The sequence below is a fragment of the Deltaproteobacteria bacterium genome, from assembly GCA_026712905.1.
GTDB lineage: Bacteria > Desulfobacterota > Binatia > UBA9968 > JAJDTQ01 > JAJDTQ01.
Genome location: JAPOPM010000223.1, coordinates 20,817 through 41,338, shown reverse-complemented (window position 1 = coordinate 41,338; position 20,522 = coordinate 20,817). Strand labels below are relative to the sequence as shown.

17 protein-coding genes are annotated in these 20,522 nt (G+C 65.5%); 11 read left to right on the top strand and 6 right to left on the bottom strand.

The genetic code is table 11. From position 1 onward, the window contains the following. Positions 1-6 precede the first annotated feature (6 nt). The 9 genes from sppA (at position 7) to OXF11_18630 (ending at position 12,698) form a co-directional block, all read left to right on the top strand. A complete protein-coding gene (gene sppA / locus OXF11_18670; protein MCY4489120.1) occupies positions 7-1,782 on the top strand; it encodes a signal peptide peptidase SppA in 1,776 nt (591 codons plus the stop codon). Between the two features lie 289 nt (positions 1,783-2,071). Beyond that, a complete protein-coding gene (locus tag OXF11_18665) occupies positions 2,072-3,055 on the top strand; it encodes a hypothetical protein (GenBank protein MCY4489119.1) in 984 nt (327 codons plus the stop codon). A gap of 78 nt (positions 3,056-3,133) precedes the next feature. Then, on the top strand, positions 3,134-4,306 hold the full coding sequence (locus OXF11_18660; protein MCY4489118.1) for a CaiB/BaiF CoA-transferase family protein: 1,173 nt from the start codon (positions 3,134-3,136) through the stop codon (positions 4,304-4,306). Between the two features lie 140 nt (positions 4,307-4,446). After that, complete coding sequence (locus tag OXF11_18655; protein MCY4489117.1) at positions 4,447-5,565, top strand: MaoC family dehydratase N-terminal domain-containing protein; 1,119 nt, start codon at positions 4,447-4,449, stop codon at positions 5,563-5,565. 80 nt (positions 5,566-5,645) lie between these two features. After that, positions 5,646-7,154 (top strand): FAD-dependent oxidoreductase, encoded by a 1,509-nt coding sequence (locus OXF11_18650; protein MCY4489116.1) that lies wholly within the window; start codon positions 5,646-5,648, stop codon positions 7,152-7,154. A gap of 135 nt (positions 7,155-7,289) precedes the next feature. Continuing rightward, a complete protein-coding gene (locus OXF11_18645) occupies positions 7,290-9,365 on the top strand; it encodes a tripartite tricarboxylate transporter permease (GenBank protein MCY4489115.1) in 2,076 nt (691 codons plus the stop codon). A gap of 25 nt (positions 9,366-9,390) precedes the next feature. Then, a complete protein-coding gene (locus tag OXF11_18640; GenBank protein MCY4489114.1) occupies positions 9,391-10,932 on the top strand; it encodes an FAD-binding protein in 1,542 nt (513 codons plus the stop codon). 109 nt (positions 10,933-11,041) lie between these two features. Beyond that, entirely contained in the window at positions 11,042-12,010 is a 969-nt protein-coding gene (locus OXF11_18635) for an NAD(P)-dependent oxidoreductase (protein MCY4489113.1), read from the top strand. A 16-nt stretch (positions 12,011-12,026) separates the two neighbouring features. Further along, on the top strand, positions 12,027-12,698 hold the full coding sequence (locus OXF11_18630; GenBank protein MCY4489112.1) for a cyclase family protein: 672 nt from the start codon (positions 12,027-12,029) through the stop codon (positions 12,696-12,698). An 81-nt stretch (positions 12,699-12,779) separates the two neighbouring features. On the opposite strand, the gene OXF11_18625 is transcribed toward OXF11_18630, so the two are convergent. After that, positions 12,780-13,817: a tripartite tricarboxylate transporter substrate-binding protein gene (locus OXF11_18625; protein MCY4489111.1), complete on the bottom strand. Its 1,038-nt coding sequence runs from the start codon at positions 13,815-13,817 to the stop codon at positions 12,780-12,782. A gap of 31 nt (positions 13,818-13,848) precedes the next feature. Continuing rightward, entirely contained in the window at positions 13,849-14,877 is a 1,029-nt protein-coding gene (locus OXF11_18620; protein ID MCY4489110.1) for a tripartite tricarboxylate transporter substrate-binding protein, read from the bottom strand. Positions 14,878-15,051: 174 nt separating this feature from the next. Here OXF11_18620 and OXF11_18615 point away from each other — a divergent pair, with 174 nt between their 5' ends. Both OXF11_18615 and OXF11_18610 read left to right on the top strand, forming a co-directional pair. Next, complete coding sequence (locus tag OXF11_18615; GenBank protein ID MCY4489109.1) at positions 15,052-15,975, top strand: fumarate hydratase; 924 nt, start codon at positions 15,052-15,054, stop codon at positions 15,973-15,975. A gap of 199 nt (positions 15,976-16,174) precedes the next feature. Continuing rightward, positions 16,175-16,786: a fumarate hydratase C-terminal domain-containing protein gene (locus OXF11_18610; protein MCY4489108.1), complete on the top strand. Its 612-nt coding sequence runs from the start codon at positions 16,175-16,177 to the stop codon at positions 16,784-16,786. Positions 16,787-16,822: 36 nt separating this feature from the next. On the opposite strand, the gene OXF11_18605 is transcribed toward OXF11_18610, so the two are convergent. From OXF11_18605 to OXF11_18590, 4 genes are all read right to left on the bottom strand, one after another. After that, positions 16,823-17,476, bottom strand: a complete 654-nt coding sequence (locus tag OXF11_18605) for a cysteine hydrolase (GenBank protein ID MCY4489107.1) — start codon at positions 17,474-17,476, stop codon at positions 16,823-16,825. A gap of 94 nt (positions 17,477-17,570) precedes the next feature. Then, complete coding sequence (gene nthA, locus OXF11_18600) at positions 17,571-18,383, bottom strand: nitrile hydratase subunit alpha (protein MCY4489106.1); 813 nt, start codon at positions 18,381-18,383, stop codon at positions 17,571-17,573. Positions 18,384-18,414: 31 nt separating this feature from the next. Then, a complete protein-coding gene (locus tag OXF11_18595; GenBank protein ID MCY4489105.1) occupies positions 18,415-18,741 on the bottom strand; it encodes a nitrile hydratase subunit beta in 327 nt (108 codons plus the stop codon). 22 nt (positions 18,742-18,763) lie between these two features. Continuing rightward, the gene (locus OXF11_18590; protein MCY4489104.1) at positions 18,764-20,488 is read right to left on the bottom strand and encodes a TRAP transporter fused permease subunit; all 1,725 of its coding nucleotides are present in this window, start codon (positions 20,486-20,488) and stop codon (positions 18,764-18,766) included. Positions 20,489-20,522 lie beyond the last annotated feature (34 nt).

Here is a 20,522-nt window from a genome sequence, read left to right as displayed (position 1 = left end):
GTGCCCATGCGAATCATTCGAATCCTTCTCATGTTCGTCGGAGCCTTGACCATGCTGGCCGCCGTTGGCGTGGTCGCGGTTGTGTTCTTCTTGTCCACGCGGACCGCGGCGGTGCCGGAGAAGACGGTCCTTACCCTGGATCTGGACCGCAACGTCAGCGAGCTGGGGAGCGGCGGACTCACGCCCTGGACGCGGATCGGGAAGACACCGCCGACTCTCTGGGAGACCGTCGCCGCCATCGAGAGGGCCGCGCGGGATGAGCGCGTGGTGGGCCTGGTGGCGCGGGTCGGCGCCTCCGGCATGGGTCTGGCGCGGATACAGGAACTGCGCGACGCGGTGCGGGGTTTCCGGCGATCGGGCAAGGCAGCCTACGCCGTTGCCGAGTCCTTTGGTGACTTCGGACCCGGCAACGGCGCCTTCTATCTGGCCGCGGCGTTCGAGAAGATCTATCTGCAACCGTCCGGCGACGTCGGGCTCACCGGCCTGCTGGCGGAGAGCTATTTCCTGAAGGGAACGCTGGAGAAGCTCGATGTGAAGCCTCGGCTGAATCAGCGCGAGGAGTACAAGGGGATCACGGATCTCTTCACCGAGAGCGGCTACACGGGTCCTCAGAGGGAAGCCGTCGGCCGCATCCTGGAGTCCTTGACGGAGCAGTTGATCGCTGGAATTTCCGTGGGTCGTGGCCTCTCCCGCGCCGCGGTCAGGGACCTGATGCAGCAGGCGCCGATTCCCGGCCCGGAAGCTCTGGAAGCGAACCTGGTGGACGGCCTGCGGTACCGCGACGAGGTGGATGCACTGGTGCGTGAAGCGTTGGGGGATGACATCGAGTTTCTGCCCGTGACGGAGTATGGCCGCCGTGCCCAGGACAGCGAAGACGACACGGCCACGGTGGCGCTGATCCACGGTTTGGGTCAGATCCACCGCGGACGCAGCCGCCACCCGGCCTTCGCCGGGGCGCATTCCATGGGCTCGGACAGCGTGGCGCGCGCCTTCCGCCGGGCCGCGGACGACAAGGACGTGCGCGCCATCATTTTCCGCATCGACAGCCCGGGCGGCTCCTACGTGGCGTCGGACGCGATCTGGCGCGCGGTGGTGCGCGCCCGGCGCCGCGGCAAGCCGGTGGTCGTCTCCATGGGCAACGTCGCCGGCTCCGGCGGCTATCTCGCGGCGGCTCCCGCGAACCGCATCGTGGCCCAGCCCGCGACCCTCACCGGTTCCATCGGTGTGGCCGCGGGGAAGGTGGTGATCGAGGGGCTGTGGGAGAAGCTCGGGGTGTCCTGGGACCATGCGGCGGGCAACACCAACGCGACCTTCTGGAGCGCCGTACGGGACTATGACCCCGCCCAGAGGCAACGCCTGGAGCATCTCCTGGACGTCGTTTACGACGATTTCGTCTCCAAGGTGGCGGAGGGGCGGAAACTGTCCAGGGAAGAGGTGCTGGCGGCCGCCAAGGGCCGCGTCTGGACCGGCGCCGATGCCAAGGAGCGCGGCCTGGTGGACGAGCTTGGCGGTTACGAGGCCACGATACGGGCGGTGCGCGAAGCGGCGGGTATCGCGCCGGACGCCGCCATCCGTCTGCGGCCGTTCCCGCGCCGCAAATCCACTCTCCGATTGCTGGCCGACGAGTTGATGGCGGATGAAGATGCGCATATCCGGACGTCGGCGACCGGCTTGTTTCGCGGGGTGGCGGAGCGTCTTGCGCTGTTGCCTGCCCGGCCTTGGGGGAATCCGGCCGGACGGCGGGGGATTCTAGAGATGAGGCTGCCGGACCGGCTCCGTTGACCTCGTCGGTCCCCTCTGGTCAGACGCGCAAAATTTGACTATATAGTATAGAAAATAGCCCTTCCGATGACGGAGAGTCTGTATTTCCGCTTCGTATTCCGTGGGTTTGCTCCAGTCAGGCCGTGAGGTTCCCTGACGGGGTTTTTCATCAGGAGGAAAATCAATGCGCGCTCCAGTGGATCTGTTTGTACGGCCGGCGGTCATTGCTCTGTGCGTGGCAGCACTGTCTGCGTGTGGCGGCGGCGGTGGCGGTGCGATGCCCATGGTGGTCCATCCTCCGGCAGAGCGGATGGCCGAAGCCTTGAACGCCGCTTCGGCGACCGCACGCCGCCACGTGTCGGTAAGGTTGGCAGGGACCGCCATCACCGGCGTCGCCTCCAGTACCGCCTCCACGACCGCTCTGCGGCCCCTCGCCGGAGGGGACTGGAACACCGGCGTGACACAGGCCCCGCTCAACTCGGACCCCGATGCTCCGCGCGACAACCTGGTCATTAACGCATGGTATGTCGACGGCGGTGTGCTCTTCGAGAGGATGGAGCTCGAGCAGGGATTCAGGCAACACACGAGCGCGGAACCCGCACCTCCAGGTTACCTTGCCTCGGTAGCCCCACCGTCCGGGGCGTCTCAGTGGCGCGGAGTAGAACACTTCTTCGTTACCCGCGACGGAGGGAGACACTACTCCGTTTTCTACGCGGATATCGAGGACGGCGACGACTCCGATCCGGACTACCTGGCTCTCGGGTACTGGGCGTGGATGCCCGGCCCCGGCATTGACCGCATGCCTTTCGTCGGCGCCGCCGCCAGCGGCAACGATCCGTTCCTTGCCAGTCACCTCACCGGCGTCGGAGGGCGGGCAACGTACCAAGGTGCGGCCACCGGACTGTACGCGAGCCGCGGCGTGCCTCCGGTGTTTCACGCCTTCGATGCGACCGTCCGGTTGACGGCCGACTTCGACGCAAGCCGGATATCCGGAGCGATTACCGCCGCCACGGACCCCTCCACGGGCGCGGCGCTGTTCGACAACCTGACGTTGGAAGCGGCCGCGTTGCGGGCCGACGCCGCGTTCTTCAGGGGACGCGTGTCCGCCATGCTCGACGGCCAAGCCGCGGTGGGCCGGTGGGGTGGTCAGTTCTACGGCAACGGTTTGGCCACCACGGACATTCCGGTCTCATACGCCGAGGCTCCGAGGTCCGTCGGCGGGACGTTCGGTGCACGCGTGCATGACGGTGATCGCCTCATCGGGGCCTTTGGCGCCTACCGGGAGGAGGAATAGCAGGCAGGCCACCGGTTGACACGGGGAAGGGGGCTTCGTTAGGAACCTGTCCGAGTAGCCGGAGTGCGCTCGGACACCATGATTGACGGAATCAGAGTCCTTGAACTCGGCCACATCGTGGCCGGCCCCACGGCGGGCCTCATCCTGGCGGCGTTGGGGGCCGACGTCATCAAGGTGGAGCGCCCGGGCAGCGGCGACCAGGCGCGTTTCAGCCGCGGCAATCAGGGCTACTTCCTGGCCTTCAACGGCGGCAAGCGCAGCATCACCCTCGATCTCAAGGAACCGCGCGGGCGCGAGGCGTTCGAGCGCCTGCTGCGCACCGCCGACGTTCTCATCGACAACTACGGCCCCGGCGTGCTGGAGCGCATGGGGCTGGACCACGAGACGCTGCAGCGCATCAAGCCCGGCCTGCTGCACTGCGGCATCAAGGGTTTCCTGTCCGGACCCTACGAGAACCGCAACCTGCTGGACGAACCCGCGCAGATGATGGGCGGGCTGGCGTACATGACCGGACCGCCGGGGATGCCGCTCCGGGCGGGGGCGTCGGTGGTGGACCTGACCGGCGCGCTGTTCAGCGTCATCGGCATCCTGGCGGCGCTGCTCAAGCGCGGACGCGACGGCCAGGGGAACGACCTGCGCGTGGGGCTGTTCGAGACCGCGGTCTTCCTGGTGTCCCAACACATTGCCAAGGCGGGCATTTCCGGCGAGGTGCCGGCGCCCATGACCGAGCGCGGCGTGGGCCAGGACCTGGGTTGGGGCATCTACCGGGTCTTCGAGACGCGGGACCGGCGCCACGTGTTCATCGGCGTCACCAGCGACGTGCAATGGGAAGCATACTGCCGTGAGTTCGCTCTCGACGACCTCTGGGCGGAGGAGGCGTTGCGCGACAACGCCGGCCGGCGGGCGGAGTTCAGGAGGCTGACGCGCCGCACCGAGGAGATGGTGTGCACGCTCGAGTTCAGCGACATCGTCGCCCGGCTGGAATCGGCCAACATTCCCCACGCTCCCATCAACACGCCCATGGACCTGTTCGATCATCCACACCTCAAGGAACGCGAGCATTGGACCGCCGTGACCGCGCCCGACGGGACCTCGTCCCCCTTGCCCGCGCTACCGGTGGACTTCCGGGAAGCGGAACTGCCGCGCCGCACGGATCCGCCCCTGTTGGGGGAGCATACGGTTTCCTTGTTGCGGGAATTGGGTTATTCGGATCAGGAGATTTCCGACATCACGCGTGCCGATGGTGGATGAATCGGTACGAGAAGCGCACGCACGCCCCGAATTGGCATACCCGCGGAAGCGGGAATCCAGGAGGGGCAGGGCGGGAAACATGTAAATGTAACGGTAGCGCCCCCACCGGGGACGTAGAGCCTTGAATTCGGGGAGAACGGATGAATTCGGACCAGCAGGTGGATTTGGCACAGGTGGATGCGGCCATCGACGCGTGGAAGGCCGTGACGGAGGAGATGACCGGAAAGATCGTCGAGGAACGGCAACCTTGGGTCAGCTCCGTCACCGAGGACGCCATCAAGCACTTCGCCTACGGCACGGACGACGACAATCCCCTGTGGACCGACCCCGACTACGCCGCCAAGGTGGGGCAAGGGAGGACACAGGCGCCCCCGGCGTTCGTGATCGTGAACCGCTACCCGATCCTGCACGGCGCGCCCATGAAGGCGCCGCTGGCGTCCCTCATCGGCGGCGTGGAGGTGGAGTGGTTCGGCCGCGTGCTCGCCGGCGACACGCTGAGTTCCGAACCGCGCCAGAAGGAGTTCTACGAGAAGCGCAACAAGGACGGGCGGCGGCTGAACTTCGTCATCTCCGGGATCGACTACCGCAATCAGGAAAACGCCTTGGTGGCGCAGGCTACCGGCACCATGATCATGGCCACCCAGATAGGCCTCCAGACCATGATGGAGCACGAGGTGCCGCACTACGACGAGGGCGCGCTGGAGCGGCTTGAGACCACCTGGCGGCGCGAATACCGCCGCGGCGCGGACACGCTCCATTACGAAGACGTGGCGGCCGGCGGCAAGATCCCTTCCATCGTGCGCGGCCCCCTCACCATCGGCGACATGGTGGCGTGGAACGCGGCCATCGGCCCGTCGTACAAGGCCGGGCGCTGGGGCTACCTGGACCTCAGCAAGGCCATGCACACCGCCATGTTCAATCCGGTGACGGGCTTCCCGGTGAAGTACTCGCAGCAGCACGAGGACGGCAACATGGCCGCCGGCCGCGGCATGCCCGCGCCGTTCGACAACGGCGTGATGCGCTTCGCCTGGGTGGCGCCCCTGGTGACCAACTGGATGGGCGACGACGGTTTCCTGAAACGGCTGAAGGTCCAGGTGGCCCGCCCCGGCCTCTACGGCGACCTGACCACGTATTCGGCCCGTGTGACCGCGAAGGACGACGCCACCAAGACGGTGACCCTGGAGATCACCGGGACCCGGCAGGACGGCATGGTGAACACGCGCGGCGAAGCCGAGGTGGTGCTGACCGGCCGTGCCTAGCGCGCTCGTTGCCTGGAAGCCGGGTGAAGTCGAAAGCGCCGATCTGAAATTGCAATACCGCATTCGAAAGGAGAGCTGCCTTGGACAGTTATGAGAATGGGCTTCCCGCCCGCTGGGACGTCGAAACGGATGTGATCGTGGTGGGCTTCGGCTTCGCCGGAGGCGTGGCCGCCGTGGCCGCGGCCGATACCGGCGCCGAGGTGACCATCGTGGAGAAGATGCCCAACCCCGGCGGCATCTCGATCCTCGCGGGCGGCGGCATCGCCACCGCCTTGGACGAGAACCAGGCGTTCGAGTATCTCCAGCATACCAACGCCGGGCGCACCCCGGACGACGTGCTGCGCGCGCTCGCCAAGGGCATGACCGAGATGAAGGAGTTCGTCAAGGACCTGGTGAAGGAGACGCCCTTCGAGCTGGAAGAGCAGCGCAACGGCGGCACCTACCCGTTCCCGGGCGGCGCCGGGCTGGACGGCTTCAAGATCGCGCCCATGGAAGGCTACGAGGGTTTCCAGTACGCCAAGGGCCTGCGCGGCGGCGCGCGCCTGTTCAAGGTGCTGCTGGACAACGTCGAGGCGCGCCGGAACATCTCCGTGCGGCTCGCGACCCCGGCCCAGCGCCTGATCCGCCATCCGGAGCAGGGCATCGTCGGGCTGCTGGCGGAGCACGAGGGCGAGGAGATCGCCATCAAGGCGCGCAAGGGCGTGATCCTGGCGTGCGGCGGCTTCGAGAACAACGAGGAGATGAAGCGCAACTACTTCGAGGCCATGCCCGTGTACACGCTCTTCACCGGCAACACGGGCGACGGCATCAAGATGGCCCAGGACGTGGGCGCGTCGATGTGGCACATGTGGCACTTCCACGGCAGCTACGGCTTCAAGTACCCCGAGTTCCCGCTGGCCTTCCGCCACTGCTTCCGCGGTCCGCGCAAGGACGACTGGGTCATGCCCTGGATCGCGGTGGACAAGTACGGCCGCCGCTTCATGAACGAGTATCCGCCGGCGGTGCAGGACACCGGCCATAGGGCGCTGGAGTTCTACGACGCCGACAAGCAGGAGTTCCCGCGCATTCCCGCCTACCTTGTGTTCGATGAAAAGGGTCGCAAGCTCGGCCCGGTGGGACAGCCCACGGTGCACGACGAGCACGTCTCCTACGACTGGAGCGAAGACAACCTCGCCGAAGTGGAGCGCGGCTGGATCAAGAAGGCGGATGACCTCGATTCCATCGCCGCGATGATTCCCGCCACCGACGCGGCCACGCTCAAGGCCACGGTGGCGCAATGGAACGAGGTGTGCACGAGCGGCGGCGAGGACCGTTATCACCGCGTCCCCGGAACGCGCCTGACCATCGACACAGCGCCGTTCTACCTCATGGAGGTGTGGCCCATCGTCTCCAACACCCAGGGCGGCCCGGTGCACGACGCCGAGCAACACGTGATGGACACGCGCGACGAGCCCATTTCCCGGCTCTTCTCGGCGGGCGAGTGCGGCTCGTCCTTCGGCCACCTCTACCTGGAAGCGGGCAACATCACGGAGTGCTTCGTCACCGGCCGCATCGCCGGCCGCAACGCGGCGGCACTGGAAGACTGGTGAGCCTGTCTTCGTACGGAGGATTTGCGGCACCGCCCCGAAACGCCATTCCCGTGGAAGCGGGAATCCAGGGGTAGGGCCGGGCACACGGGAATGGTTCGGGGTGGTTTGCAACTGAAGAAAAAAGGCCGTTGACCCATGTTTGACTACTTCGGCTCCCTGTTCGCCGGCCTCGGGGCCGTGCTGCCCTTCACGGCGGCGGGGCAGGACCCCTTCATCTTCATGATGATCGGGATCGCCATCGGCTTCGCGGTGGGGATCCTGCCGGGGCTGGGCGGGGCCACGACGCTGGCCCTGATGCTGCCGTTCATCTACAAGATGGACCCCACCACGGCATTCGCGTTCCTTCTAGGGAGCCACGCGGTGACCGCCACCACCGGCGATATCACGTCGGTTCTTTTCGGAGTGCCGGGCGAGGGCATCACCGCGGCCACCATCGTCGACGGCCACGCCATGGCCAAGAACGGGGAGGCGGGCCGCGCCCTGGGCGCGGCCCTCATGAGCTCCTTGGTAGGCGCTATTTTCGGTGCGTTCGCGCTCGCGCTGGCCATTCCCATCGTCCAGCCCCTGGTGTTGTCAATCGGCGCGCCCGAGTTTCTGATGCTTAGCCTCCTCGGCATCACCTTCCTCGCCTCCCTGAGCGGCGGCAATATTGCCAAGGGCCTTACCGCCGGCGGTTTCGGCCTGGTGCTGGCCATGGTGGGGCTCGACGCCATCACGAGTGTGTCGCGCTACACCCTGGAACCCATCCTCGGAAGTGAAAACGTCCTGTTCCTATGGGACGGCCTCTCCCTGGTGGCCGTGACCGTGGGGCTCTTCGCCATCCCGGAGATCATCGAGCTGGGGACTCAGGGAAGCAGCATCGCCCGGGACACGCCGGGCGCGCTGGGCGGAGTGATGCAGGGCGTTCGCGACACCTTCCGGCAGTGGAAGCTGGTGCTCCGCTGCAGCGCCATCGGCACCTACATCGGGCTGATACCGGGTCTGGGCGGCGGCCCCGCCCAGTGGGTGGCCTACGCCCACGCGGTCCAGAGCGGCTCCTCGGAGCAGACCCCTTTCGGTCAGGGAGCGGTGGAAGGAGTGTTGGGGCCCGGCGCCGCCAACAACTCGAAGGAAGGCGGGTCGCTGGTTCCCACCATCGCCTTCGGCGTACCGGGAAGCGTGGGCATGGCCATCCTGCTGGGGGCGTTCATCATCCAGGGCATCGTGCCCGGACCGGATTTGCTGAATCCGCAGAAACACCTCACCCTGACCTTCTCCTTTGTCTGGATCATCGTGCTTTCCAACATCGTTACGGTGGCGGTCTGCTTTCTCTTCCTCAAGCAGCTGGCCAGGATCACCTTCGTCAAGGGCACCCTCCTCATCCCGTTCCTGCTGTTGCTCATCTTCCTGGGCGGCTTCGCGGTCAAGAACAGCTTCGGCGACATGATCGTGGTGCTTCTGTTCGGCGCGTTGGGCTGGCTGATGATGCGCAATGACTGGCAACGTCCTCCGTTGCTGCTGGGGCTCGTGCTGGGGGGCATCGCCGACAACAACCTGTTCCTCACCTCCAAGATCTACGGCATGAGCTGGGTGACACGGCCCGGGGTGATCGTCATCGGGCTCTTGATCGCCGGAGCGCTGCTCTACCCGCTGTGGCAGGGGTACAGGCAGCGCCGGCGGGTGGAAGCGGAAAGGGGAGGAACGCTCGTCGAGGGTTACGAGGGCGCCGGTCCGGAGGAAGCGGGAGAGGCGTCCAAGTCGGAGCGGACTCTCTTCGCCGGTTTCTTCGTCGCCCTGTTCGTCTACGTGGTGTATGAGGCCCTCTACGGCTTCGGCGCCATCGAAACGCAGGCCGCGCTGTTCCCCCTGGCCGTGGGCATCCCAAGCCTGGCACTGGCGACCGTGGCGCTGATACAGGAGTTTCGCGTGCCGGCGCGCGCGGTGGCAGCGGAGACCGCCGCGGCGGCGGCCGAGCGCGCCACACTGCGCCGTCGGACCCTGGCCATTGCGGGCTGGACGGTGGGCTTCTTCCTCATGATCTGGTTTCTCGGGTTCATCACCGCATCGGCGGTGGCGACCCTCGCCTACCTCAAGCTGGGGACGGGCGAGAAGTGGGGCATCAGTGTCGCGCTGGCCGCGGTGGCGTGGGTCTTCTTCTTCGGCCTGTTCGACTACGGGCTTCACCTGCCGTTCCCGCCGGGAGAACTGTTCGTCTGGCTCGGAATCGCCTGAGCGTCTCGCTCAACAGGATTGGAACATGAGTGCAACGTGGGATCAGGAGACGGACGTTGTCGTGGTGGGCTACGGTTATTCCGGCGGCGTGGCGGCCATCGTGGCGCATGATCGCGGTGCCCGCGTGCAGCTTCTGGAGAAGATGGAGCATCCGGGCGGCAATTCCATCCTGTCCGGAGGCTTCTTCAGGATCACGGACGACGTCGACAAGGCGTTCGCCTACCTGAAGCGCATGTGCCTCAACACCGTGCCGGATCCGGTGATCTACGCGTTCGCCAGGGAGCTGCGCACGCTCTCCGGCTTCATGAAGGAGCTCACCGACGACACCGCCATCGAGGTGCAGGAGCGGCACGGCACCGGCGGCACGTACCGCTTCGACGGTGGACCGCCGGGCGACGCCATCGGGCTACTGGCGGTCAAGAGCGAGGAGGCCCAGTGCTATCCCTGGCTCCAGGTCCACGGCACCGGGTGGATCGCTTTCAAGGTAGTGGACGACAACGTGAACAAGCGGGACATCGCCGTTTCCCTGTCCACGCCGGTGCGGGAGCTTGTCTCGGACGAGCAGGGCAGGGTGACCGGAGTCGTCGCGGAGCGCGAAGGCGAGCGCGTGCGCATCCGGGCGCGCAACGGCGTCGTGCTGGCCGCGGGCGGATTCGAACACAACGAGCAACTCCGGCTCCAGTATCTCCAGGCGCAGCCCTTCTATCCCATCTGCGCCCTGGGTAACACCGGCGACGGCCTCCTCATGGGGCAGAAGGCCGGCGCCGGGCTTTGGCACATGTGGCACGTCCACGGCGGCTACGGCTTCAAGACGCCGGAGTACCCCATCGCTTTCCGCCACCGTATCCAGGGGCGTCACGGCGCCAACCACCTGCCCAAGCCCGGCGAGGAGTTCTCGCTCAAGAGCGGCGACGAGGGGCCCAAGATGATGCCCTGGATCGTCGTCGACAAGTTCGGCAAGCGCTACATGGACGAGTACCCGCCGGCGCCCCAGGACAGCCCCTGGCGCGACATGAGCCTGTACGACGTGCACGTCAAGGACTTCCCGCGCATCCCGTCGTACATGATCTTCGACGAGAACGGGCGCATTACCGGACCCATGTTCACGCCCATCAGCGACCACCGGTCGCGGCGCTACGAATGGAGCGAGGACAACTCCGTGGAGTTGGCCAAGGGCTGGATCAAGCAGGCGCCCACCGTCGAGGAGCTGGCGCGGACCATCGGTGTTCCCGAGGACAATCTGCCGGCCACGGTGGCACGCTGGAACGAAATCTGCGACCGCGAGGAAGACACGGATTTCCGGCGCTTCGCCGGCAGTCTCTTCCCCATCTTCAAGCCGCCCTTCTATGCGGTGGAGGTGTGGCCCATCATCACCAACACCCAGGGCGCGCTGGCCCACGACAAGGACCAGCGCGTGCTGGATGCCCACGACAACCCCATCCGGGGCCTCTACTGCGCCGGCGAGATGGGCGGCGTGTTCGGGCACCTGTACCTCAACTCGGGCAACAACTCGGAGGCGTTTATCACCGGCATGGTGGCGGGGCGGAACGTCGCGGGGGAGCGGTGACGTCACACGCCGTGTCAAGGTTCTACTCCCAAAGGAAACGGCACGGTCGCCCCATGCCGTCATTCCCGACGGAGGGGCAGGAATGCGTTGAAGCCTGCCCGAAGATGACATGAGCGTTCTGGTGACCGGCGGAACGGGCTTCGTAGGGATTCATATCGTCGCCCAGTTGGCGTCGCTGGGCGAGAGTGTGGTGGCGCTGTCGGCCGAAGGCGAATTGGACGAAGCGGCGCGAGCCTTGCTTGGCCAAGCGGCGGCGAAAGTGACCTGCGTGAAGGCCGATGTCCTGGACTTGGCCGCCATGTGTGAGGCCTTGAAGAATCATGCCGTGGACCGGGTCATCCACGGTGCCGCTGTGACCGCCATTGGCGATCTCGAGCCCGAGGCGGCCCGGTCGGCCGCACTGGTGAACGTCGGCGGCACCGCCACCGTGCTCGAAGCCGCTCGACTCAATGGGGTGAGGCGTTTCGTCCACCTGAGCTCGGCGAGCGTGTACGGCGCCACGGAGCCGTCCGCACCACTGGAAGAGGACGCCCCGTTGGCGCCAACCGGAATTTACGGCATCACCAAAAGGGCCGCCGAAGAGATCGTGCGCCGCTGCTTCGTTTTGTTCAGCATCAATGGTGTCATACTGCGCCTCTCGGCTCCCTATGGCCCGCTGGAACGTCCCAACCCCTTGCGCACCGTCATGTCGCCGGTGTTCGACTGGTGCCGGGCCGCGCTCGACGGGGAGGAGGTGGAACTCGCGGACGATCTGGAGCGGGATCTCACCTATGTCGCGGATGCCGCGCGCTGCGTCGTGTTGGCATTGCGCAAACAACACTTGAGTTATCCGGTGTACAACGCCAGTTGTGGTGAAAATATTCGCTTCTCCGACGTTCTGGCGGCCTTGGCGCGAGTGCGGCCTGGATTCCGCTTCCACCGGAAGGAAGGCGGATCGCTGTCGCCGTTCTTTCGCGCCAGCCTGCGCGGCCCCTTGTCCATGAAACGGGCACGGGAGGAACTCGGTTTCGAGCCGCGATACGACATCGAGCGAGGGCTCGGCCGGTACCTGGAATGGCTGGAGCACCACCGGCTCTAGCCGCTGGAGGGAGAGTATGCCGAAGCTGATCGACCTGAGCCTGCCGCTGACCACCAACGTGACCGTGGTCCCGGGCCATCCGACCTTGTCGTTTCACCCGATCCACACGCACGAGACCCACGGGCGCTCCAACACCGAGATGCACGCGAGCATCCACACAGGCACCCACTGCGACCCGCCGTATCACTTCGTGCCCGGCGGCAAGACCATCGACCAGATGCCGCTGGAGCGCTTCATGGGGCCCGCGGTCAAGATCGATCTGCGCCGAAGGGCCAGACCCAGGACCGGCCTCACCATCGACGACGTCCGCACCTCGCCGGGCTTCCGAGAGAGGGATCTCAAGGGGAGGATCGTGGTGTTCCACACCGGCTGGAACCGCAAGATGTTCGGCAACCCCAACTACTACTTCGACAATCCCTTCATCACCCCGGAGCTGGCACGCTGGCTGGTATCGAAGCGCATCAAGGCGCTGGCCCTGGACTCGCCCCAGGACCAGGTGCAGGGAAAAGGGGAGCCCCGGCCGGGCGATTTCCCGGTGCACCGGACCTTCCTCGGCAAGGGTATCCCGTTCATCGAGCACTTGGCCAACCTGCACAAGGTCCCGAAGCGCACCTTTACGCTGATCGCGTTCCCGATCAAGATCGAGGGCGGCGACGGCGCGCCGTGCCGCGCCGTCGCCGTGGTTTAGAACCCGAACGCAAAACGCCCCTTTCCGCTTCAGCGAAAAGGGGCGTTTTGCGGCGTCAGCCGCAAGCGGATGCGAAGACCTTCACTTGGGCAACATCCACTTGAGGCGCTCCTTGGTCTCCGGAGACATGGACAGGATCGTCTCCGTGTGCTTCTCGGCATCTTCGCCGGACACGTACACCACGTTCAGCTTGGACTTCTTGGCGTCGGCCAGGAAGGCCGGATCCTCGAGGGTCGCGGCATAGGCCTTGCGCCAGGCCGCCACCCGGGCCTTGGGGGTGCCCGGCGGCAGCGTTACCGGCCGCTGGAAGTTGTATTGCACCGCCCAGGCATTGAGCATGGCCACGTTGTCCTTGCCCTGGACTAGGTCCGTCACCCGCGGCAGGTCCTTCACTTCCTTGTCCGGCGGATTCCCATGGACCAGGATGGGGACCAGCTTGTCGTCGCCCTTGGCGTCGAGCATGGAACGCGCCGTCACCCGCATGGACTCGAACGCCATGCAGACCCCGCCCAGCTCCCTCGCCTGCAAGGCCAGCCTCACGATCGCCGTACCCTTGTAACCGGGAACGATGTCGAAGAGCTTCTTGCCGGAGGCGATGTTGAGGATCGTGGGAAGGGTGGTGCCGGTGCCGCCGGACGACCCCACCTTGAGGGGCTTCCCCGACTTGACCAGATCGTCCCAGCTCTTGAGGCCGGTGAATCCCATCACCGCGCAGCTCGGCCAGCCGGTCACGGGCGCGCCCACCCAGCCGAACTTCCGTGCCTTGAAGTTGACACGCCGGGAGCCCAGCGCCTCGTGCAGCAGGAACACGTTGTTCCAGACGCCCACTGTCAGCCCGTCGGGCTTGACCTTGTTGTAGAGGTAGTTGGCGACGATGAGGCCGCCGGCGCCGGTCAGGTTCTGCACCACCGGCGTCGGGTTTCCGGGAAAATGCTTGCTGATGTGGCGCGCGGCGGTGCGTGTGTAGGTGTCGTATCCGCCACCCGGCGAGGCTCCGACGATGAAGCGGAGGGTCTTGCCCTTGAAGAAGTCCTCGACGCTCCAGGCGGTGCCCGAGAAGCCCGCGACGAACGCCAAGGCAAAGCTCAGGCCGACTATTCCGACAACGGCTCGCTTCATTTCCAGACTCCCTTCGGTTTCGTCAAATCCCTTACTTGGGCAGCATCCACTTGAGCCGTTCCTTGGTCTCTGCCGACATGTTCAGCATGATCTCCACGTATTTGTCGATCTGTTCTCCGGACACGTACTCGACGTTCAGGCGCGACTTCTTCGCGTCCGCCAGGAAAGCCGGATCCTTGAGAGTCGCGGCATAGGCCTTGCGCCAGGCCGCGACGCGCTCCTTGGGGGTACCCGGAGGGAGCGTTAGCGGCCGCTGGAAGTTGTACTGCAACGCCCAGGCGTTCAGCATCGCCACGTTGTTCTTGCCCTTGACGAGATCCTGCACGCGCGGGATGTTCTGGACTTCGGGATCCGGCGGATTTCCATGGACCAGAATCGGAATCAGCTTGTCGCCGCCCTTGGCGTCGAGCATCGACCGGGCGGTCACCCGCATGGACTCGAACGACATGCAAACCCCGCCCAGCTCTCTCGCCTGCATGGCCAGCCGCACCGGTGCGGTGCCTCGGTACCCGGGAATGATTTCGAACAGCTCCTTGCCGGTGGCGATGTTCAGGATCGTCGGCAGAGTGGTGCCGGTGCCGCCGGCCGATCCCACCTTGAGGGGCTTGCCGTACTTCACCAAGTCGTCCCAGCTCTTGAGGCCGGTGAATGCCATCACCGCGCAGCTCGGCCAGCCGGTGACGGGGGCGCCGATCCAACCGAACTTCCGCGCCTTGAAGTGCACGCGTCTGCTGCCGAGCGCCTCATGCACCACGAACTGGTTGTTCCACACGCCCACGGTCAGGCCGTCGGGCTTGCTCTTGTTGTAGATGTAGTTGCCGGCGATGAGGCCCCCGGCACCGGTGAGGTTCTGGACCACCGGGTTGGGCTTTCCCGGAAAGTGCTTGGTGATGTGGCGGGCGGTGGTCCGGGTGTAGGTATCGTAGCCGCCGCCGGGGGCGTGCCCCACGATGAACCGGATGGTCTTGCCCTTGTAGAAATCCGCTACGCTCCACGCCGGTCCCGACGTAAACGCCAACGCGATACCTGTAGTCAATACGGCAGCGAGTCTCCGTACCATGGTAGGTCCTCCAGTGTTGATGGACTTGACTGATGCTTGAAGCCACACACAATGCAAGACGGCATGAGGATTGTCAAGAACGACCGCGGACTGGGGGGACAGGGCTGTTGCCTATTCAAAGCTCATGTTGTAGGTGCAAGTGGCCTGTCGCATGCAGGCGGAAAGGGACGAACGATGCTGAGCCAGGAAGCCATCGCGCGCACCGTCACCGCGTTGTGGAAGAGCAATCAGTACGACCTGCCCGAGGATTTCAAGTCTTTTCTGCAGGAGCAGCACGACAAGGAGACCAGCGAGTTCGGAAAGGCGCACCTCAAGGCGAACCTGGACGCGGTGGCCACCGCCTCGGCACGAAACATGCCGTTTTGCGCGGACACGGGCCTGCTGACCTACTACGTCGGCCTGGGTACGGACATGATCGGCGAGATCGAAGGCGGCTACCAGGCTCTGGAGCGGACGCTTCGCGAGGTGAGCGCCGGGGTGACATCGGAAATTCCGCTGCGGCCCAACGCGGTCCACCCCATCACGCGCCACAACCCCAATACCAACCAGGGTCCCGGCTGCCCGGACATCAAGGTGCGCGTGGTGCCCGACGCCGACTACCTGGAGATCACCAACGTGGCCGTGGGCGGCGGCCCCGAGCTGGTGGGCAGCAAGTTCACGGTGCTGCCGCCCACGGCGGGCGAAAAGGGCGTGCGCAAGTTCGTGGTGGAGTCCACCATCAACCTCGTGCGCCTGGGCGCAACCTGCTCGCCCAACCTCGTGGGCGTGGGACTCGGCGGCACCTTCGAGACCTGCACGCGCATGGCCAAGGAGGCCGCGATCCTGCGCCCCGTGGGGGACCGCAACCCCGACCCCGAGCTGGCGCGACTGGAAAACCAGCTCATGGACGACGTCCTGAGGCTCAAGCTGGGCCCCATGGGCATGGGCGGCGCCACCTCGGCCTTCGACGTGCACCTGGAGATGGCCTACTGCCACATGGCGACGCTGCCCGTGGCGGTCTACCTCCAGTGCGCCGCCATGCGCCGCACCACCGTCCGCATGTACGCCGACGGCCGGGTCGAGAGCCGGCCCCTGTCGAGCTGGATGGAGCGGCAGTGATGCGCGGAATCGTCATGCCCGTGCGACAGGCCGAATGACAATTCCGTGACGCAGGAACCCTTCGAATCGTCATTCCCGCGGAAGCGGAAATCCAGGGGTGGGGAGGGGCAAATGGGCGTGGTCCCCGCGTCACCCCGCCTGGATTCCCGCTTCCGCGGGAATGACGTTCTGTGACGTGGTTGGTACTACAGGAGACACCATGAAGACTGTCCACCTGACGAGTCCTGTGAGCGAAGAAGCCCTGCGCGACCTGGACGCGGGCGACTCGGTCACCATCAGCGGACGGGTGTTCACCTGCAGGTCGCTGACCTACGACCGCCTGATCGATCCCGAGGGAGGGGAGACGGTCCGCAAGCGCCTGAAGGAACTCGGCGCCGAGACCGTGTTCCACAGCGGCCCCTTGGTGAAGGAAGGACCGGACCGCGCCGAGATGGTCGCCCTGGTGCCCATGCCGAGCTGGCTCGCGGGACGGGAGAAGATCGAGAAGGCCGTCGGTCTGCTGGACCTCAAGCTGATCATCGGCAAGGGCATGCTCGAAGGCCTGGAAGCGTTCTGCAAGCAGGCCGGCTGCGTGCACCTGGTGTGCGCTGGCAACTACAACGAGTACGCCGCGCGGGTCACACGTGTCATCGATTGCGCCTGGCCCGAGCTGGGCCGGCCCGAGGCCATGTGGATCATGGAGGTGGACGGTCTGGGGCCCCTCATCGTCGACGCGGACACCAAGGGCAGGAGCCTGTATCAGGACATCGACGAGGGCTTCAAGTCGGACGCGGCGGCGTTGCTGGAAGAACTCGACATCAAGCTGGACTAGCGTGCAGTCTGACTCGTCTCCACGCCAATTCGCACATTAGAACCCTGGAGCGGCCTTCTTTCGCTCCAACCCCTCCCACGTATCGATGACCTCCTCGTGGGACGCCACCAGGCCGAACTGGCGGCGGGTGTTCTCGAGCGTGCCCTCGTGGAGCACCGGGTTGGATGTGGCCATGCAGTCGTGCACCATGGTGACGTAGTAGTCCAGCATGAAGGCGTCGCGCATGGTGCTTTCCACGCACACGTTGGTGGCCACGCCGGTCAGCAGCACGCTCTCGATGCCCTTGGCCTTGAGGATGGTGTCGAGGTCGGTGTTGATGAAGGCGCTGTAGCGGTGCTTGATCACCACGCGCTCGTCCGCCCGGGGCTCGATGCCGTCGAAGAAATCGGCGCCCCAGGAGCCCTCGCGGCAGGTCTCCTTGTCCGCGCCCTCGGGCTTGCGGTAGATCCAGGGGTCGGTGTCGGTCCACTCGCTGTGGAGGGTCTGGATGTAGATGATGGGCAGGTTCACCTCCCGCGCCTCCTCGATGAGCTTGTAGAGGTTGGGCATCATCTCGAGACCGGACGCGATGTCCACGCCGCGCTTGGCGCAGGCGCCCTCGGGGCTGCAAAAATCGTTCTGGACGTCCACCACGATGAGCCCCGCCAGGGACGGATCGCAACGCTCCGTGAGACTCCGTAATATGCTCATGCCGGTCTCCTTCCGCTGGGCGACCGCGGGTCGCCCCTACACGTGGCTTCAATCGGCCATCATTTCTGACCGCGGGTCGCCCCTACCCGTGGCCTCAGTCGGCCATCATCTCTTTCTGCATCGGGGTGAGAGCGTTGGAACAGCCCACCATGCTGTTGCGCGTCGCCAGCCCGGCCAGTTGCTCCTCGCTCCAGCCCTCGGTCCCCTCCGGACGCCGGGGCACCACCAGGTAGCGGGTCTCCGCGGTGCTGTCCACGACGCGCACCTCCGTGGACTCCGGCAGCTCCAACCCCATCTCTTTCAGGACCCGGCGCGGGTCCACCACCACGCGGGTACGGTAGTTGGTGCTCTTGTACCAGTCGGGCGGCTGGCCCAGCAGTTGCCGCGGGTAGCACGAGCACAGCGTGCACACGACCACATGATGCACGTCGTCGGTGTTCTCCACGGCGATAAGCTGGTTGGCCGTGGACATGTCGACGCCCAATTCCTCGGCCGCGGCGATGCCGTCCTCGAACAGGCGCTTCTTGTACTCGGGGTCCATCCAGGCCCGGGCCACCACTTTCGATCCCTGATGCGGAGACACGCCTTCGTTCTCGTCGATCTTGCGTCGCACCTCGTCGGTGCTGATGATGCCCTTCTCACGCAGAAGGTTGCCGAGGGCGAGCATCTGCTTCTCGAAGAGAGTGTGCTCGTGCTCCGTGGTGTCGATGGGGTTGTTGGAATGGAGCTGCTCGAACACGTCGTCGTGGCTGTGGTCGTGCCCGTGCTTGACCCGGCGCGCCTCGTCGGTGTCCAGGACGCCCTTCTCCTTCAACAGGTCCGCGGTAGCGCGGGCGCGCCGCTCGAAATAGCTCGGCTCGCCGCTGGGGGCCGGCTCCACGTTCACATCCTGTCTTTCCTTGGCCATGAGGTCCTCCCGTGAATTATTCCGGAACCGTTCAGCGCGGCTCCAGCCACTGCTCGAAGATGTCCGCGTAGATCTTGTTGACACCGTTGGGTGCGGGCCGGTCGTCCCACACGTGGGCGAGTTCGAACTCGATGGAGTAGAGGTTGGCCATGGGCAGGCCGTCCTTGCCGAAGGAGAGCAGCTCGGGGTCCTTGAAGCTGCCTCGGATGTCCGCCACCACGCCGTCCTTGCCCCGGAGATACTGGGGCGAGCGGATGTGATGTCCCAGCGTCAGCGTTTCCTTCACCCGGACGCGATCACCTTGCTTGTAACGAAAGCTCATGGGCGCAAGTCTCAACGTTTGCACGGCCGTTGTCAACTTGTGCCCCGAGACTTGGTGGTCAGTTCTTGGCCGTCCCCCTGGCGAACCAATTGAGCCAGATCCCGCTCAACACCCAGGAATAGCCCCACGTTCCAAGAATGATCAGGACGAACGCGACGGCGATGTCGGAAGTGCTTCCGTTGAGCGAGAAAGCCGGCACATAGCCGAAGAGGAAGGGCGCCAGATAGAGGAACTTGGCGAACTTGAACGCGCTGAAGGCGGTCTTCCACATGTCGGCCTGGGCGATGGTGGCGCCGGTGAAGGCGGCGATGCAGACCGGCGGCGTGATGTTGGAGTCCTGGGACAGCCAGTAGACGATCATGTGTGCGGCGATGGGGTTGACGCCCAGCTCCGTCAGAGGCGGCACGGCCACCACGGCGGTGATCAGGTAGGCAGCGGTGACCGGCACTCCCATGCCGAGGATCAGGGACGCCAGGGCGATGAGCAGGATCGTCAGCCAGAGCCTGCCGTCCGCCAACTCGATCACGATGTCGGCGAAGGTGAGCACCAGGCCGCTGTACGTCAGTACGCCGATAATGATGCCGATGACGCCCAGGGTGGCGCCGATCTTGAGGCTGTTCTCGGCCCCCGCGCGCGACGCCTCCAGAAAGCGCCACGCCCCGATCCTCGTGTCCTTGCGCACCCAGCTCACGGCGATGCAGGTCAGCATCCCCAGTATCGCCGAGTAGGCGGGCGAGTACCCCATCAGCATCAGAATGGTGATGACCGCGAGCGGCAGCACGTAGTACCAGCCGCGCCGAAAGATCTCTCCGGCGCTGGTCTCCGCTCTGTCGCCGCGGATGTCGTGCTGCTTGGCCTCGTAGTGGACCATGACGTAGACGCTGAAGAAGTACATCAGGGCCGGGAAGATGGCCACGAGCATGATGGTGGAGTAGGGCACGCCGGTGAGCTCCGACATGATGAAGCCGCCGGCGCCCATGATGGGGGGCATGAACATGCCGCCGATGGAAGCGGCGGGCTCGATCGCGCCGGCCACGTGCGGCTTGAAGCCGGCCTTCTTCATCATGGGGATGGTGAAGTTGCCGGTGGATACGGTATTGGCGATGGCGCTGCCGGAGATGGAGCCGAACAGGCCGCTGGCGATGACCGCGACCTTGGCCGGGCCGCCGATCCGGTGGCCCACCGCCGCGAGCGGGAAGTCGACGAAAAACCGCTGCGCTCCGCTTGCTTCAAGGAACGCGCCGAAGATGACGAACAGGATCACGTAGGTGGCCAGAACGTTGGCCATGATCCCGAAGACCCCGTCGCTCTTGTAGAAGATGCTGGTGCAGAGGGCCGGAAAGGTGTCTCCCGCGTGGGAGACGAGGTCCGGCATGAGATTGCCGTAGACCCCGTAGAGCAGCATGACCGCGCCGAGGACGACGAAGACGTTGCCCACCACCCGGCGCGCCAGCTCGACGCCGATCAGTACGCCCGCCACCGCGATCCACTGATCCAGGACGGTTTCGGCGCCGACCCGGTAATTGATGGCCTCGAAGTTCCACATCCAGTAGCCGATGCACACCACCGACACGGCCATCAGGAGGTAGTCGACGATCCTCCCCGCCAAGCTCCGGGAGCGGTAGAGGAGGAACACGAGCACATAGGTGATGATGACGTAGATGCCGCGGTGGTACTGGGTGGCCGCGGGAACGAGCACCGCGGAGTAGGAGTAGAAGATCACCAGGACGAGCGAGAGGATGTCGAACAGCCATCGCTCCGCGGTGTTCAGTTGCTTGAACATGCGCCTCGTGTCCGTTCATCGCGGGCGGCGGAGC